This window comes from Stutzerimonas stutzeri RCH2, from assembly GCF_000327065.1.
In the GTDB taxonomy this organism is placed as follows: domain Bacteria; phylum Pseudomonadota; class Gammaproteobacteria; order Pseudomonadales; family Pseudomonadaceae; genus Stutzerimonas; species Stutzerimonas stutzeri_AE.
In genome coordinates this window covers 1,870,053-1,885,237 of sequence record NC_019936.1, presented here as the reverse complement: position 1 = coordinate 1,885,237, position 15,185 = coordinate 1,870,053, and the positions used below count along the sequence as shown (strand labels likewise).

Genomic DNA, 15,185 nt, shown 5'->3' with positions numbered 1-15,185 from the left:
GGCAATCGGTCTCTCCAACAGACGCGCATCGCTGCCCAACGACTAATAACTATTAATTCTAAGCATATAACCTTATTCAGGACTAAGATCACCTCCACACAGATACCCCTACCGGTATGCAGAATGGATAAGGAATACGCAATGAACGCCCATGTTGAAGCCTTTTTCGATCCGGCAACCTTCACCTACAGCTATGTAGTCAGCGACCCGGTAACCCAGCAGTGCGCAGTAATCGATTCGGTGCTGGATTACGACCCGGCCTCAGGTCGCACTTCCCACGCCACGGCCGAGCGTCTCGTTGACTATGTGCGCGCCCAGGGGCTGACGGTGCAATGGCTGCTGGAAACCCACGTGCATGCCGACCATCTGAGTGCGGCCCCTTACCTGAAGCAGCAACTAGGCGGTCGGCTGGCGATCGGCGACCGGATCACAGTGGTGCAGGACACCTTCGGCAAGCTGTTCAATGCCGGTAGCGAGTTCGCCACGGACGGTCGTCAGTTCGACCATCTGTTCCACGACGGTGACACCTTTCAGGTCGGCAACATACAGGCGCACGCCATCCATACCCCGGGGCACACTCCAGCCTGCATGACTTATGTGATCGGCGACGCCGCGTTCGTCGGCGATACGCTGTTCATGCCCGACTACGGCACCGCCCGATGCGACTTTCCCGGCGGCGACGCGCGCACGCTGTATCAGTCCATTCAGAAGCTGTTCACCCTGCCAGATTCGACGCGGGTCTTCATGTGCCATGACTACAAGGCACCCGGCCGCGAGGAGTTTCTCTACGAAACCACCATCGCCGCCGAACGCGAGCTCAACGTCCACGTTCACGCTGGCATCACTGAAGAAGAGTTCGTCGCCATGCGCACCGCACGCGATGCCACGTTGGGCATGCCCACGCTGATTCTGCCCTCTGTGCAGATCAACATGCGCGGCGGCGAGCTGCCAGAGCCTGAGAGCAACGGCACCCGTTACCTGAAAATCCCATTGGATGTGCTGTAGCCAGGACTGGAGGACGTCGACATGCAAACAATAAAACGACTGACCCCTTTCATCTCTGTCGCCGCGCAACTGCAACCGGCGGATATGGCGCTGCTGGCAGCCAGCGGTTTTCGCTGTGTCATCTACAACCGTCCTGACAGCGAGGATGAAGGGCAACCTGCCAGCGCGATCATGCGTGTCGCGGCCGAGGCCTCAGGACTGGAGTACCACCACCTGCCTGTCGTATCCGGGCAGATCAGCGATGCCGATGTCGCCGCATTTCGCTCGCTGCTGGAGCGGGTCAAAGGCCCTGCCCTGGCGTTCTGCCGGACCGGCACTCGCTCGGCCTCGCTGTGGGCGCTGGCCGAAGCGCACCACCTCGATCCGCATGTGCTGCTGCAGACCGCTCAGCAGGCGAACTACGACCTCAGCGGCCTGCTGCCTCGGCTGGAACAGTATTGGCAATCGGCGACTGACCAACCGCTACAGGCCGCTGGAAAATTAGCGGTCACACCGCGGTACGACGTACTGGTGATTGGCGGTGGCGCCGCCGGCTGCGCCGTGACCGCCAGCCTGTTCAAGCGTGATCCCGATTTGCGCATCGCGATCATCGAGCCGCGCGATCAACATTACTATCAGCCCGGCTGGACGATGGTGGGCGCCGGTGTGTTCGACCGTGCCAACACCGAACGCGCAATGAGCCGCTGCATTCCGGCCAAAGCGCAGTGGATCCGTGCAGCAGCCGAAGCCTTTGAGCCGGAACATCAACAGATCGTGCTCGAGGACGGCAGCCGCATCGGTTATCGAGCGCTGGTGGTCTGCCCGGGCCTCAGCCTCGACTGGGATGCCATCGAAGGCGCCCGCGAGAGCCTCGGTAAATTCGGCGTGACCTCCAATTACGCCTTCGAGCTGGCACCCTACACCTGGCAACTGGTACAGAGCCTGCGGCACGGCAAGGCACTGTTCACCCAGCCTCCGATGCCAATCAAATGTGCCGGAGCGCCGCAGAAAGCCATGTATCTGTCATGCGACCACTGGCTGCGGCAAGGCGTGCTGAAAGACATCCAGGTGGACTTCTGTTCCGCGGGTGCCGTGCTGTTTGGCGTAGCGGATTTCGTGCCCGGGCTGATGAGCTACGTTGAACGCTACGGCGCACAGCTCCAGTTCAACAATCGCCTGACGGCGATCGACGGCCCGGCGCGCAAGGCCAGCTTCAACGTCGTCGACAGTCATGGCAACAGCCGTACCGAGGAGCGCGAGTTCGATCTGTTGCACGTGGTCCCGCCACAGCACGCGCCGGACTTCATTCGCCATAGCGCACTCAGCAACGCCGATGGCTGGTTCGAAGCCGAGCATGAAACGCTTCGCCATCCGCGCTTCGGCAACATCTTCAGCCTGGGCGATGTCTGCTCTGCGCCTAACGCCAAGACTGCCGCCGCGGTCCGCAAGCAGGCGCCGGTTGTGGCGGAAAATGTCCTCAGCGTGCTTGGCGGCAAGGGCCCGCGAGCAATCTATGACGGCTATGGTTCCTGCCCGCTGACCGTGGAGCGCGGCAAGGTGATCCTGGCCGAGTTCGGCTACGGCGGGAAGCTGCTGCCGACCTTCCCGCTCGATCCGCGGGTACCCAGACGGCTCGCCTGGCGGCTGAAGACGCAATGGATGCCATCAATCTACTTCGACATGATGCTGAAGGGGCATGAATGGCTGGCAGAGCCGAAGCACCTTGATTTCGAGCCACGCCCGGCTGATGCGCCTGACGCCTGCAACTTCACCCAAGAGAAGAAGGCATGATGAAACGGCTGGCCCGCTTGCTGCCATGCCTGGAATGGGCGAAGCAATACGATCGTGCGGCCGCAGCCAAGGACAGCCTGGCCGCGCTGATCGTGACCTTGATGCTGATCCCGCAAAGCCTGGCCTACGCCATGCTCGCGGGCCTGCCTCCAGTGACTGGCCTGTACGCCAGCATGTTGCCGCTGATCGCCTATACCCTCTTCGGCACCAGCCGTACCTTGGCCGTTGGCCCGGTGGCAGTGGTCTCGCTGATGACCGCCGCGGCACTGGGCCCATTGTTTGCCGCGGGCAGCGCGGAATATGTCGGCGCGGCCATGCTCTTGGCGATGCTGTCCGGGGTCGTGCTGGTGGTCATGGCAGTGTTGCGGCTGGGCTTTCTGGCGAATTTTCTCAGCCATCCGGTGATTTCCGGGTTCATCAGCGCGTCGGGGATTCTCATCGCCCTCGGACAGCTGAAGCACATCCTCGGTATTTCCGTTGCCGGCGAAAATGCGCTTGAGCTCGCTGCAGGTTTGATCGCCGGCTTGCCACAGACGCATCTGCCGACCCTTGCCATTGGTCTAACCAGTCTGGTTTTTCTCTATCTGGTCCGCGGCCACCTCGCCAAGTGGCTGCACGGCCTGGGGATGTCCCCGCGCATGGCCGCCACCCTGAGCAAAATAGGCCCGGTCGCCGCACTGTTTCTAGCCATCGCTGCAGTCAGCGTGTTCCAGCTTGCCGAGCTGGGTGTACGAGTGGTCGGAGAGGTGCCCCGCGGCCTGCCATCCCTCGGCCTGCCATCGCTGGATCTGGCGCTGGCCATGCAGCTCCTGCCGGCGGCCGTGCTGATCAGCCTGGTCGGCTTTGTCGAGTCGGTATCGGTAGCCCAGACCCTGGCAGCCAAACGCCGTGAGCGCATCGAACCCAATCAGGAGCTGGTTGCGCTCGGTGGCGCCAATGTCGCCGCGGCGCTCAGCGGTGGCTTTCCGGTAACCGGCGGTTTCGCCCGCTCGGTGGTCAACTTCGACGCTGGCGCCCAGACACCTCTGGCCGGCGCCCTGACCGCCGCAGGTATTGGCCTTACCGTACTGTTCTTCACGCCGCTGTTTCATAACCTGCCCCATGCCGTCCTGGCCGCAACCATCATCGTCGCAGTGCTCAGCCTGGTGGACCTCGCCGCGCTGCGGCGAACGTGGCGCTATTCCCGTCAGGACGCCGCGGCGATGGCTGCAACGATGCTCGGTGTGCTGCTGGTCGGGGTGGAGAGCGGCATCATCCTCGGCGTGGGGCTGTCGCTGCTGCTGTTTCTCTGGCGCACCAGCCAGCCTCATGTCGCCGTGGTTGGCCAGCTGCCCGGCAGCGAGCACTTCCGCAATATCGAACGTTTCGCCGTGGTGCAGAGCCCGACGGTGCTCTCGGTGCGCGTGGATGAAAGCCTGTATTTTCCCAATGCGCGTTTTCTGGAAGATCGCATCGCCGAACTCGTCGGTCGCTACCCGCAAGCCGAGCATCTGGTGCTGATGTGTCCAGGCGTAAACCTGATCGATGCCAGCGCATTGGAAAGTCTCGAAGCCATCACCGCCCGTCTTCACGCTGCCGGCGTCCAGCTGCACCTTTCCGAAGTCAAAGGACCGGTGATGGATCGGCTGCGCCGCAGCGACTTCCTTGAGCACTTCGGCGGCCAGGTGTTCCTCAGCCAGTACGAAGCGTTGCTCTCTTTGGACCCGCAGACCACCCATCGCGCCGTCGAACGACAGCGTGATCATCTTTCCAGCATGCAGGAGAACGCAGGATGAAAAGCGCCCATGATCTAGTCGAACAGGCCCGCACTGGTATCCAGGAGATACCGACGAGCCAAGCCGAAGCCGCGATCCAGGCAGCCGACGTACTTATCGATGTACGCGAACCAGACGAGTTTCGCGAGGGACATATCGAGGGTGCGCTGAACATCCCGCGTGGCGTGCTGGAGTTCAAGCTCAGCGGCGCGCCGGAACTGAACGCCCGCGACCTGCACGTCGTGCTCTACTGCAAGACCAGCGGCCGCGCCGCTCTTGCCGCGGCGTCCTTACAGGCAATGGGCTACCTGAACGTTAAATCCATTGCCGGAGGCTTTGATGCCTGGGTCGCAGCGGGCAGACCGGTCATCAAACCCAACCTGCCGAGCTTCGACTGAGACATTCGCCAGGCCACGCGAAAAGGCCGACATCGCTGTCGGCCTTTCGTGTTTGCGCGCTACTGATTCAATACTCTGCCACTCAAGGCTTGGAGCACGCCTTGCACGTCTTGATGCCAAGCAGCGTATAAGCCGGGCAGAAGCGGAAGATGCCGGTGGCCAGGGGCAACAGGCCAATCCAGCCCCACACACCGATTACCCCCGCCAGACTCAGGCCGATGAGTGCCAGACCGACGACGATACGTAGTGTCCGATCAATGGTTCCAACGTTGGCTTTCATAATGACCTCCCGGTCAGCAAATGCGCCGGCGTTCCAGCGCAGAGAACAACAGCATCCCGCCAAGCATGGCGGCGACGAACAGCATCACTTGCCAGTGACCGCTCAGTAGCACGGCAACTGCCGGCCCCGGACAGATGCCGGCAATTCCCCAGCCCACCCCGAACAGCAGGCTGCCGCCGATGAGCCGTCCATCGAGCTCACGCTTGCTGGGCAGCTGCATCGGAGCATCCAGCAATGAGCGATCACGCTTCCTGGCCCAGGTGAACGGCACCAGCGCCGTGCCGATGGCACCAGCCATGACCAGCGCGAGCGAGGGATCCCACGCACCTGCGAGATCGAGAAAACCGATCACCTTGGCAGGATTGGCCATCCCAGAAAGCAACAGCCCCAGACCAAACAACAGTCCGGCGGCGAACGAAGCCAGTTTGCGCATGTTCATCCCCCCAACAGATGACGCAGGACAAAGACGGTCACGAAGCCCGCCGCCATGAACATCAAGGTCGCGACGATCGAGCGAGGCGATAGCCGCGAGATCCCACATACGCCGTGACCACTGGTGCAGCCGGCGCCATAGCGCGTGCCGATACCAACCAGCAACCCTGCAACCACCAATCCGATCCAACCGGACTGAAACTCCATGACCGGCAAGGCACCAAACAGCATCCATAGCAACGGAGCGAGCAGCACGCCGAGAAGGAATATCAGCTTTTCGCCACGCCCCTCGGCGCCCCGATCCAGAAGGCTGGCCAGCAGGCCGCTGATGCCAGCGATACGGCCATTGAGCAGGACGAAAAGGCTCGCCGCCGCGCCGATCAGTACGCCGCCGGCAAGTGCGGTCCAGGGTGTGAAGTTGCCCCAATCGATATTCATTGCTGCCCTCTCTCGCAAAACAGCTGATACAGGGTGGTGATCACTGCGAGTGCCTCCGAACTGCTGATCCGGTAGTAGATCTGCTTGCCCTCACGCCGGGTAGCGACAAGCCCCTCACGCCGCAACACTGCAAGTTGCTGCGAAAGGGTCGGCTGCTGGATGCCGAGGAGCTGCTCCAGTTCGGTGACGTTCCGTTCGCCCTGCGACAGCTGACAAAGCAGCAGCAGACGGTCAGGGTTTGCCAGTGCTTTCAGCAACGCACCAGCCGAAGCCGCGTTGGCTCGCAGCTGCTCGATATCCAGTTCGGGAGTCATGGCCGCAGAAAAATGATTAAGACAATTACAATATATTTATTTATATATTGTTAGGCAAGAGCCCGTCGAAAGAAGTTGGCCACGGACTTCGGCATCGATAGCATGCCCCTACCCGTATACGAGGCCGACACTCCGATCCTGGAGCATCGTCACCTCCCCTCCTGCGATGTAGAGGTAGCCGCATGAATGACCAGACCACGCCCAGCGAACCTGCAGACCTGCAGCATCAACAGCAGGCCATGCTGAAACGGCTCGCAAGGGTCGAGGGGCAGGTGCGCGGTATCCAGGCAATGATCAAGCGCGGGGAAGACTGCGAAGCGATCGCCCAGCAGTTCTCGGCTGCTCGTAGCGCACTGGACAAGGCATATCGATTGATGCTGACCTGCCTGATCGAGGAGGCTTTGCATGACCAGGCGCAGGATACCGGTGAGACGCTGGACAGAGTGCGCAGCATTTTCACCAAATACACCTGAAGTCAGTGGCTCAGGCCGAACGATACAGCAGACCCTGAAAGAATCATGCGCTGGGCGGCTTTGGCCAAGGCCCTGCCGATGGCCGGCGCAACGGAATTCCGCCAACGCTCACCGGTGGCACTTCTGATACGCATCAGCAGAAACGAAAAAAGCGACCCTAAGGTCGCTTTCTCGATCTTCATTGCCTCCTAGAAGGCTTGAAGAGAATTTGGAGCGGGAAACGAGACTCGAACTCGCGACCCCGACCTTGGCAAGGTCGTGCTCTACCAACTGAGCTATTCCCGCGTCATTTACAACAAAAATGGCGTCCCCTAGGGGACTCGAACCCCTGTTACCGCCGTGAAAGGGCGGTGTCCTAGGCCACTAGACGAAGGGGACGCTGCCCGGAAACTTCAGCTTCATTCCGGCTTCCAGCGCTCTGCTTAGTGCTTCACGCTGCAAGTGGCGCGCATTCTATGGAGCGCCCTGAACGTCGTCAAGCATAGTTTGAAATTTTTTTTGCGCGCCAACCAAACAGCAAGCAGACCTATCAGCCACACCGCCGAGCCACTACACTCAGGCCAAAAACCAGCGGCTCGAGAGGTGCGGTTAGTGTCTCCACTTATGATCACAGGATTGATACTGGCCGGTGTGTTTCTCCTGGTCAGCATCGTCTACACCATTCAGATCGTCGAAAAGAGCAATCTGGAAAAAGCGCGCAAGCGTGCAGATCTCACTGATCGCTGCCAACGCTGCGCCGACCTCTCCGACGGCCTACCGGGCCAGATGATGACGCCCGCGCTCAAACTGCTGCTCACACGTCTCGAGCTGGCGTGCAGCGAGCGCCTCCAGCCGCTGGACAAAAGCAATGACAAACTGAGCGCGCGCATCCAGACGCTCCGCAGCGAGGCGGCAAAAGGCGAAGCCATCCAGGTAAGCAATCCACCACGCCAGATACTGACCGAGGCTCAGGCCAAGGAAAGCCGCTTCATGCTCGAAGATCTCCATGCGCAGATCGTTCGTGCCGCCAAGGACGGGCTGCTAAAGCAGACCGAGGCCAAGCATTGGGTGCAGGACATCCAGCGCATGCTGGCGATACTGCATATCGAATACTTCACCGGATTGGGCCGACTCGCGCTGCAACAAAACCAACCCCAGCGCGCGCGCCTTGCCTTCGAGCGAGGCATCCAGCATATCCGCCGGCAACCCGCACCTGCTGCTTACCAGGCGCAGCTCAAGCAGCTGGAAGCGCTATTGGAACATTCCAACGCGTTGGTACTGAATCATGAGCGGCCGAAAGCGGAAGAGCCAAGCGAGCTGGCGGAAGGCATGAAAGCTTTCGATGACGAAGATCTCTGGAAGAAGAAAAACGTGTACTGATGGGTCGAAGACCTGTCGACGAGATTGAACCAGCAACAACCCGCCACGGAGAACAATATGTCAATGACCGTGTTTGGCGTCCCCCTCTCGCCATTCGTGCGTAAAGTGCGCCTTTGCCTGCTCGAAAAAGGGCTCGAATACCGGCTCGAAACGGTTATGCCGTTTACACCACCGCAGTGGTATCTGGAAATCAATCCCCTCGGCCGTATCCCTGCGCTAAAAGATGGTGACTGCACCCTCGCTGACTCGAGCGTCATCTGTCAGTACCTGGAGGAAACCTATCCCGAAACGGCAGCCCTTTACGGTAAGAATGCACAAGAGCGCGGGCGCGTACGCTGGCTGGAAAAATACGCAGACTACGAACTGGCCCCACTGACCACTTTTACCGTTTTTCGTAATCGCATTCTCAAGCCGACCTCCGGCCATCCGTGTAACGAAGAAGCCGTTAAGGCCGCCATGCAGGAAAAGCTCCCGCCACACTTCGACTATTTGGAGAAGCAACTCAACCAGCAGCAGTTCTTCGTTGGCGACAGTCTTTCAATGGCTGACATCGCGATCACCTGCCAGCTGATCAACATGGCCCATGGTGGTGAACAGCTCGACGCGCAACGCTGGCCCAACCTGGCCGCCCACCACGCACGCATGCTGGAGCTACCTTCGGTCGCCAGCCTGCTGCCGGACGAGCAGCGCATGAATGCCAAGCTGAAGGAAATGGGCAAGCCCGTCACAGCCTGACAGTCCAGCAGCACAACTCGGCCCGCTGCTTCAGGGTAGCGGGCCGGAGACATCAACCCTGCCCTTGCAGCAAACGTTTGCCTACCCATTGACGCGCGTACTGGTAGGCACAACGGCCGTTACGATTGCCCCGCCCGCTGGCCCAGCGGATCGCATCCTTCTCCAGCGCTTCATCCCAGCTCCACTGCAACTTTGCGTTACCTGCCAGCGAATCGATCCAGTGGCGCACCACGCTGAGATAGTGCTGCTGCGTGAACGGATAGAACGAAAGCCAAAGCCCGAAGCGATCGGACAAGGCAATCTTGTCTTCCACCGCCTCGTTCGGGTGCAGCTCACCATCGACCATCTGCCAGTTCTCGTTGTCGCTCTGGCGCTCGGGAACCAGGTGCCGCCGATTGGAAGTGGCATACAGCAGAACGTTTTCTGGCGCGCGCTCCAGCGATCCGTCGAGCACGCTCTTGAGCACTCGATAGTCACCCTCGCCCGCCTCAAACGACAAATCGTCACAGAACAGCACGAATGCCTGTTGCAGCCCAGCTAGCTGTTCCACCACTCGCGGCAGATCCGCCAGATGATCACGCTCGATTTCGATCAGGCGCAGTCCGCTCGCGGCATACTCGGCCAACAGGGCGCGAATCAGTGAGGACTTTCCGGTGCCACGCGCCCCCCAGAGCAGCACATGGTTGGCGGGCAGCCCGTCGACGAACTGACGGGTGTTCGCCGCGAGCAGATCGCGTTGCCGATCAATACCGATCAGGTCTTCCAGCTGCATGTCCAGACTGACCTGCAGTGGCGCCAGGTAGCCGCTGCGTGCGTCGCGCTGCCAACGTGCGGCCAGCGTGCGCTCCCAATCAATGCTGGGCGGCCGGGACGGCAGCAGCGGCTCTATGCGCGCCAACAGATCTTCGGCGCGCAGCAGGAAGGCTTTCAACTCGACATCCATTGCTTACTCCAGAAACGAAAAGGCCCGGCATGACCGGGCCGAACAGTATGCCGAACAGGCAGAACGACTCGCTTTCATCGCGGCATCAGAGCAACGCTTCGATCTCCTCCGCGAGCGCCTGCGGAGTGGTCCTCGAGGCATAGCGCCTGACCGTCTTTCCCTGATCGGTGACGAGAAACTTGGTGAAATTCCACTTGATCGCCTTGCTTCCCAGCAAGCCAGGCGCACGTTTCTTCAGTTCGATGAACAGGGGATGGGCATCGCTACCGTTGACTTCAACCTTGCCGAACAGCGGAAAGGAGACCCCGAAGCGTCGCTCGCAGAACGCCGCAATCTCTTGCTCACCGTCCGGTTCCTGCCGCCCGAACTGATTGCAAGGGAAGCCGAGCACCACCAGCCCGCGCTCACCGTAACGCTGCCACAGTTCCTCAAGCCCCTTGTACTGCGGAGTAAAGCCGCACTGACTGGCGGTGTTCACTATCAGCAGCGCCTTGGCACCGAAGTCAGCCAGCGTCTTCGTTTCTCCCTCGATAGTGACGCAGGGAATGTCCAGCAATGGATCGTGCATGCGCGGCTCCAGGCGACCGACAAGGCACTCAGGCCTCGCGCGGCTTCAGATTGAGGGAGGCAGAATTGATGCAGTAGCGCAATCCGGTTGGCTTGGGGCCATCCGGAAACACATGACCAAGATGAGCATCGCAGCGCGCGCATCTCACCTCGATCCGGTGCATGCCGTGGCTGAAATCATCCAGACTGGCAATTGCCGTAGCGCTGACCGGCTGAAAATAGCTGGGCCAGCCACAGCCGGAATCGAACTTTGCATCCGCATCGAACAGCGGCTCGTCGCAGCACGCGCAATGGTAGATTCCTGGCGTCTTGGCGTCGTTGTACTTGCCGGTGAAGGGGCGCTCGGTGGCGCCCAGCCGACAGATCTGGAACTGTTCGTCGGAGAGCTCCTCGCGCCAGACGTCGAGCGGTTTTTCCAACTTTTCCATCGATACACTCCTCAGCTCAAAAAAGGCCGATCTGTACCTTTTCCGGTGGTCAGGGCGCACGTATCATGCGTCCCTCTTCGACGCCTAGTCTGGCAGCGGGGTTTCCGACTGCCAAGGCGCCCGGGTTCATGCCAAACGTGACCAGCCATTTCCGGAACTGGCACGTTTTCACTTCGGGACACTCAGGATCATGCAGGTCAGCAAATCGAACAAGCTCGCCAATGTCTGTTACGACATCCGTGGGCCCGTGCTCAAGCACGCCAAACGCCTGGAAGAGGAAGGCCATCGCATCCTCAAGCTGAACATCGGCAACCCGGCGCCGTTCGGTTTCGAAGCACCGGAGGAAATCCTCCAGGACGTGATCCGCAATCTGCCGACCGCCCAGGGCTACAGCGACTCGAAAGGTCTGTTCAGCGCCCGCAAGGCAATCATGCAGTACTACCAGCAGAAGCAGGTGGAAGGCGTCAGCATCGAAGACATCTATCTTGGCAACGGCGTGTCCGAGCTGATCGTGATGTCCATGCAGGCCCTGCTGAACAACGGCGACGAGGTGCTGATTCCTGCGCCGGACTACCCATTGTGGACCGCTGCGGTCAGTCTGGCCGGCGGCAAGCCGGTGCATTACCTCTGCGACGAGCAGGCCAACTGGTGGCCTGACCTGGCCGACATCAAGGCCAAGATCACGCCGAACACCAAAGCCCTGGTGCTGATCAATCCGAACAACCCGACCGGTGCGGTTTACCCGAAAGAAGTGCTCGAAGGCATGGTGGAGCTGGCGCGCCAGCACAAGCTGGTGCTGTTTTCTGACGAGATCTACGACAAGATCCTCTACGACGACGCGGTGCACATTTCCACCGCCTCTCTCGCCCCGGACGTGCTCTGCCTGACCTTCAACGGGCTGTCGAAGTCCTATCGCGTCGCAGGCTTCCGTTCGGGCTGGGTAGCGATTTCCGGGCCGAAGCACAAAGCGCAGAGCTACATCGAAGGCCTGGATATCCTCGCCAACATGCGCCTGTGCGCCAACGTACCGGCGCAGCACGCGATCCAGACCGCACTGGGTGGATATCAGAGCATCAACGATCTGGTACTGCCACCGGGTCGCCTGCTCGAGCAGCGTAATCGCACCTGGGAACTGCTCAACGACATTCCGGGCATCAGCTGCGTCAAACCAATGGGCGCGCTTTACGCATTTCCTCGGATCGACCCGAAGATCTGCCCGATCCACAACGATGAGAAGTTCGTCCTCGACCTGCTGCTTTCCGAGAAGCTGCTGATCGTTCAGGGCACCGCGTTCAACTGGCCGTGGCCGGATCATTTCCGCGTGGTCACCTTGCCCCGCGTGGACGATCTGGAACAGGCCATCGGCCGCATCGGCAACTTCCTCAAGACCTATCAGCAGTAACCCGATGGACCTGCAGATCGACGATTTCTACAAGGATGCAGCAGCCGGCCTGCTAATGCTCTACCAGGCCTTCCCGCGCAAGATTGCGCTGTATGTCGAGGATCTGATTGGCCGGGAAGAGCCCGACGAGTTCGGCCTTCCCACCAAGCGCCACCAGAGCTGTCTCGGCGCGCTGCTCTGGCTGGCCGATGAAGGTTATATACGCTTCGACAGTACCATTCAGTTTCAGGCCTTGGATCAGGCAGTGCTCACCGAAAAAGGCTTCGTTCGCCTGACGCGCGCCGTGCCGGGACACATCGCAGGTGACCACAACCTGCCACCTAGCGTGCTGCGCACCCAGGCCAGCCTTGCCCATCAGCTGCGCGATGCGCTGAAGGGCGGACATGGCGAGCGCATTGCCCAGCTGGCCCGGCTACTGTTCGAAAACAAGCCAGACTCACCTCCGCACTCCAGTCTCGCCGCTCAGGCGACATAGCTTGAAATAGTCGCTCGGTTGAATAGCTCAGGGGCGCACCTTATATAGCCTATCGTTCTTCAATTCCTACCCTGGAGTCTGCCGCAACATGATGCGCATTTTCTTGTTCCTGGCCACCAACTTTGCGGTACTGGTCATAGCCAGCATCACCCTGAAGCTACTCGGGGTCGATCGCTACACCGGCCAGAACTATGGCAGCTTGCTGGTGTTCTGCGCAGTGTTCGGCTTCGCGGGTTCGTTGATTTCGCTGTTCATCTCCAAATGGATGGCAAAGATGAGCACCCGCACGGAGATCATCAGTCAGCCGCGCACCCGGCATGAGCAGTGGCTGCTGCAGACCGTGGAGCAACTGTCGCGTGAAGCCGGCATCAAGATGCCCGAGGTCGGCATCTTCCCCGCCTACGAGGCCAACGCCTTCGCAACTGGCTGGAACCGCAACGACGCACTGGTAGCCGTCAGCCAGGGCCTACTCGAGCGCTTCTCCCCGGATGAAGTGCGTGCGGTGCTGGCCCACGAGATCGGCCACGTGGCCAATGGCGATATGGTTACCCTGGCGCTGATCCAGGGCGTGGTGAACACCTTCGTCATGTTCTTCGCGCGAATCTTCGGCAACTTCGTCGACAAGGCCATTCTCAAGAACGAGGACGGCCATGGTATCGGCTACTTCGTCGCGACGATCTTCGCCGAACTGGTCCTGGGCATCCTCGCCAGCATCATCGTCATGTGGTTCTCGCGCAAACGTGAGTACCGCGCCGACGAGGCCGGCGCCCAGTTGGCCGGCACCAGCGCCATGATCGGTGCCCTGCAGCGCCTGCGCGCCGAACAAGGCCTGCCAGTGCACATGCCCGATACGCTCAAGGCGTTCGGCATCAACGGCTCGCTGAAGCATGGCATGGCCGGCCTGTTCATGACCCATCCTTCGCTGGAAGACCGCATCGAAGCCCTGCGCCAGCGCGGCTGAGTTTCTACGAATAGAAAAAGGGCGACGTAAGTCGCCCTTTTCGTTTGTCTATGCTGACTCAACCCGCATACAAGGAATCGCCATGCGCCGTTTCATAATTGCCTGCTGCGCTCTGCTCGCATTATCAGGCTGCCAGAGCGCCTACTACTCCGCCATGGAGAAGGCTGGCATTCACAAGCGCGACATTCTCGTGACCCGAGTGGAGGATGCCCGCGACTCGCAACAGGAAGCCAAGCAGCAATTCAAGGACGCCCTTGAGCGCTATCGCAGCGTTGTCGAGGTCAAGGGCGGTGATCTGGAGAAACGCTACGAAGCGCTCAATCGCGAGTACGAAGCCAGCGTAGCGAGCGCCCGCGATGTTCGAACTCGCATCGAGGCGGTGGAGGACGTAGCCGACGCGCTATTCAAGGAATGGGAAAACGAGCTCAAGCAATACAGCAATGCCAGCCTCAAGGCCGCCAGCGCTAAAGAACTCAGCGGCACCCGCGCCGAGTACCGCACCTTGCTTCAGCGCATGAAGGCCGCGGAAAAGCGCATCGAGCCGGTGCTCAGCGTGCTCAGGGACCAGGTGCTGTTCCTCAAGCACAACCTCAACGCCCGCGCTATCAGCGCCTTGCACGGCGAATACCGGACGCTGCAAGGCAACGTCGACCAGCTGATGGCGGAAATGCAGCGCGCCATCGACGAAGCCGATACCTTCATTCGCCGTCTACAGGCGGACAACCGATCTTGATCCTGGGCAACGGCGGCTAGCCCCGCCGTTGCAATCTGTGGAACTGCTCTTCAAGCCGCTGCAGGCCGCGCTCACGCATACGTGGATTGCGCTCCAGCACCTCCTTTGCCTCCAACAACTCGACATCCCATCCCGCGGCATACAGCTCGCGCACTTCGCTCGGGCTGACAGCAAACGGCGGGCCGTCCATTTCCGTCTGTTCGTAGTCCAGCGTGACCAGCAATTGCTGACAGCCAGCCGGCAGGATGGCCGTCAGCAGGGTCGCGTAGCGCTCACGCATTGCGGGTGGCAGGGCTATCAGCGCTGCACGGTCGTAGACCCCTTGGCATGCAGCCACATCCTCTGCACTGAGCGCGAAGAAATCGCCACAACGGATTTCCAGCGCGCCAGCGCGATAGACTCGGTACGCCCCTTCCTGAGAAACCTCGGCTTCAAGCTGCTGTTCGGAGAAAAATGCTTCGACAGCCTTCTGACTCAGCTCGACGCCCAGCACCCGATATCCCTGCCCGGCGAGCCAGGCCAGATCCAGACTCTTGCCACATAGCGGCACCAGCACCGTGGCACCTGCCGGAACCGCCATTCGCGGCCAGTGACGACGAAGACCGGGGTGTACATCGTCAAGATGAAAACCGATCTCGTTGCGAGCCCAACGCTCCTGCCAGAAGCCTTCGTGCACCTGTGAACCTCCATCCTGTGATGTCGGCAGCTTATCAGAGCT

At 60.5% G+C, this 15,185-nt stretch carries 20 protein-coding genes and 2 tRNA genes; 11 read left to right on the top strand and 11 right to left on the bottom strand.

Annotation, left to right across the window (positions count from 1 at the left end; genetic code table 11):
• Positions 1–141: 141 nt before the first annotated feature.
• From PSEST_RS08740 to PSEST_RS08725, 4 genes are read left to right on the top strand one after another with little or no spacing between them, the layout of a single operon-like run.
• The gene (locus PSEST_RS08740) at positions 142–1,005 is read left to right on the top strand and encodes an MBL fold metallo-hydrolase (protein WP_015276635.1); all 864 of its coding nucleotides are present in this window, start codon (positions 142–144) and stop codon (positions 1,003–1,005) included.
• A 21-nt stretch (positions 1,006–1,026) separates the two neighbouring features.
• Complete coding sequence (locus PSEST_RS08735) at positions 1,027–2,775, top strand: bifunctional protein tyrosine phosphatase family protein/NAD(P)/FAD-dependent oxidoreductase (protein ID WP_015276634.1); 1,749 nt, start codon at positions 1,027–1,029, stop codon at positions 2,773–2,775.
• The gene (locus tag PSEST_RS08730) at positions 2,772–4,550 is read left to right on the top strand and encodes a SulP family inorganic anion transporter (RefSeq protein WP_015276633.1); all 1,779 of its coding nucleotides are present in this window, start codon (positions 2,772–2,774) and stop codon (positions 4,548–4,550) included. Before PSEST_RS08735 ends, PSEST_RS08730 begins: the two co-directional genes overlap by 4 nt.
• Positions 4,547–4,927, top strand: a complete 381-nt coding sequence (locus PSEST_RS08725) for a rhodanese-like domain-containing protein (RefSeq protein WP_015276632.1) — start codon at positions 4,547–4,549, stop codon at positions 4,925–4,927. Before PSEST_RS08730 ends, PSEST_RS08725 begins: the two co-directional genes overlap by 4 nt.
• Before the next feature lie 82 nt (positions 4,928–5,009).
• Here the strand turns inward: PSEST_RS08725 and PSEST_RS08720 are convergent, their stop codons facing one another.
• The 4 genes from PSEST_RS08720 to PSEST_RS08705 are packed head-to-tail and all read right to left on the bottom strand — an operon-like array spanning position 5,010 to position 6,391.
• Positions 5,010–5,207, bottom strand: a complete 198-nt coding sequence (locus tag PSEST_RS08720; protein WP_015276631.1) for a YgaP family membrane protein — start codon at positions 5,205–5,207, stop codon at positions 5,010–5,012.
• Positions 5,208–5,220: 13 nt separating this feature from the next.
• Complete coding sequence (locus tag PSEST_RS08715; RefSeq protein WP_015276630.1) at positions 5,221–5,640, bottom strand: YeeE/YedE family protein; 420 nt, start codon at positions 5,638–5,640, stop codon at positions 5,221–5,223.
• A 2-nt stretch (positions 5,641–5,642) separates the two neighbouring features.
• Positions 5,643–6,077: a YeeE/YedE family protein gene (locus PSEST_RS08710; protein WP_015276629.1), complete on the bottom strand. Its 435-nt coding sequence runs from the start codon at positions 6,075–6,077 to the stop codon at positions 5,643–5,645.
• On the bottom strand, positions 6,074–6,391 hold the full coding sequence (locus PSEST_RS08705) for an ArsR/SmtB family transcription factor (RefSeq protein ID WP_015276628.1): 318 nt from the start codon (positions 6,389–6,391) through the stop codon (positions 6,074–6,076). Before PSEST_RS08705 ends, PSEST_RS08710 begins: the two co-directional genes overlap by 4 nt.
• Before the next feature lie 182 nt (positions 6,392–6,573).
• Here PSEST_RS08705 and PSEST_RS08700 point away from each other — a divergent pair, with 182 nt between their 5' ends.
• Positions 6,574–6,864, top strand: a complete 291-nt coding sequence (locus tag PSEST_RS08700; protein WP_015276627.1) for a metal-sensing transcriptional repressor — start codon at positions 6,574–6,576, stop codon at positions 6,862–6,864.
• A 2-nt stretch (positions 6,865–6,866) separates the two neighbouring features.
• Here PSEST_RS08700 and PSEST_RS08695 read toward each other — a convergent pair whose 3' ends face one another.
• From PSEST_RS08695 to PSEST_RS08685, 3 genes are all read right to left on the bottom strand, one after another.
• The gene (locus PSEST_RS08695) at positions 6,867–7,046 is read right to left on the bottom strand and encodes a hypothetical protein (protein WP_015276626.1); all 180 of its coding nucleotides are present in this window, start codon (positions 7,044–7,046) and stop codon (positions 6,867–6,869) included.
• A gap of 27 nt (positions 7,047–7,073) precedes the next feature.
• Positions 7,074–7,149: transfer RNA gene (locus PSEST_RS08690), tRNA-Gly, on the bottom strand.
• A gap of 17 nt (positions 7,150–7,166) precedes the next feature.
• Positions 7,167–7,242, bottom strand: a tRNA-Glu gene (locus PSEST_RS08685).
• 225 nt (positions 7,243–7,467) lie between these two features.
• On the opposite strand from PSEST_RS08685, the gene PSEST_RS08680 reads away from it, so the two are divergent.
• Both PSEST_RS08680 and PSEST_RS08675 read left to right on the top strand, forming a co-directional pair.
• On the top strand, positions 7,468–8,223 hold the full coding sequence (locus tag PSEST_RS08680) for a hypothetical protein (RefSeq protein ID WP_041756567.1): 756 nt from the start codon (positions 7,468–7,470) through the stop codon (positions 8,221–8,223).
• Between the two features lie 57 nt (positions 8,224–8,280).
• Positions 8,281–8,958 carry a glutathione S-transferase family protein gene (locus tag PSEST_RS08675; protein ID WP_015276624.1) on the top strand — a complete coding sequence of 226 codons (678 nt, stop codon included), beginning with the start codon at positions 8,281–8,283 and terminating at the stop codon, positions 8,956–8,958.
• A gap of 52 nt (positions 8,959–9,010) precedes the next feature.
• On the opposite strand, the gene PSEST_RS08670 is transcribed toward PSEST_RS08675, so the two are convergent.
• From PSEST_RS08670 to msrB, 3 genes are all read right to left on the bottom strand, one after another.
• A complete protein-coding gene (locus PSEST_RS08670; RefSeq protein ID WP_015276623.1) occupies positions 9,011–9,901 on the bottom strand; it encodes an ATP-binding protein in 891 nt (296 codons plus the stop codon).
• Between the two features lie 85 nt (positions 9,902–9,986).
• Entirely contained in the window at positions 9,987–10,469 is a 483-nt protein-coding gene (locus tag PSEST_RS08665; protein ID WP_015276622.1) for a glutathione peroxidase, read from the bottom strand.
• A gap of 28 nt (positions 10,470–10,497) precedes the next feature.
• Positions 10,498–10,896 (bottom strand): peptide-methionine (R)-S-oxide reductase MsrB, encoded by a 399-nt coding sequence (gene msrB, locus PSEST_RS08660; protein WP_015276621.1) that lies wholly within the window; start codon positions 10,894–10,896, stop codon positions 10,498–10,500.
• 190 nt (positions 10,897–11,086) lie between these two features.
• Between msrB and PSEST_RS08655 the strand changes: the two genes are divergently transcribed.
• From PSEST_RS08655 to PSEST_RS08640, 4 genes are all read left to right on the top strand, one after another.
• A complete protein-coding gene (locus PSEST_RS08655; RefSeq protein ID WP_015276620.1) occupies positions 11,087–12,298 on the top strand; it encodes a pyridoxal phosphate-dependent aminotransferase in 1,212 nt (403 codons plus the stop codon).
• A 4-nt stretch (positions 12,299–12,302) separates the two neighbouring features.
• On the top strand, positions 12,303–12,773 hold the full coding sequence (locus tag PSEST_RS08650) for a hypothetical protein (RefSeq protein ID WP_015276619.1): 471 nt from the start codon (positions 12,303–12,305) through the stop codon (positions 12,771–12,773).
• Positions 12,774–12,861: 88 nt separating this feature from the next.
• Positions 12,862–13,734 carry a protease HtpX gene (gene htpX / locus PSEST_RS08645; RefSeq protein WP_015276618.1) on the top strand — a complete coding sequence of 291 codons (873 nt, stop codon included), beginning with the start codon at positions 12,862–12,864 and terminating at the stop codon, positions 13,732–13,734.
• A gap of 82 nt (positions 13,735–13,816) precedes the next feature.
• The gene (locus PSEST_RS08640) at positions 13,817–14,467 is read left to right on the top strand and encodes a DUF2959 domain-containing protein (protein ID WP_015276617.1); all 651 of its coding nucleotides are present in this window, start codon (positions 13,817–13,819) and stop codon (positions 14,465–14,467) included.
• Positions 14,468–14,483: 16 nt separating this feature from the next.
• On the opposite strand, the gene PSEST_RS08635 is transcribed toward PSEST_RS08640, so the two are convergent.
• On the bottom strand, positions 14,484–15,143 hold the full coding sequence (locus PSEST_RS08635) for a thiopurine S-methyltransferase (RefSeq protein ID WP_015276616.1): 660 nt from the start codon (positions 15,141–15,143) through the stop codon (positions 14,484–14,486).
• Between the last annotated feature and the right edge of the window lie 42 nt (positions 15,144–15,185).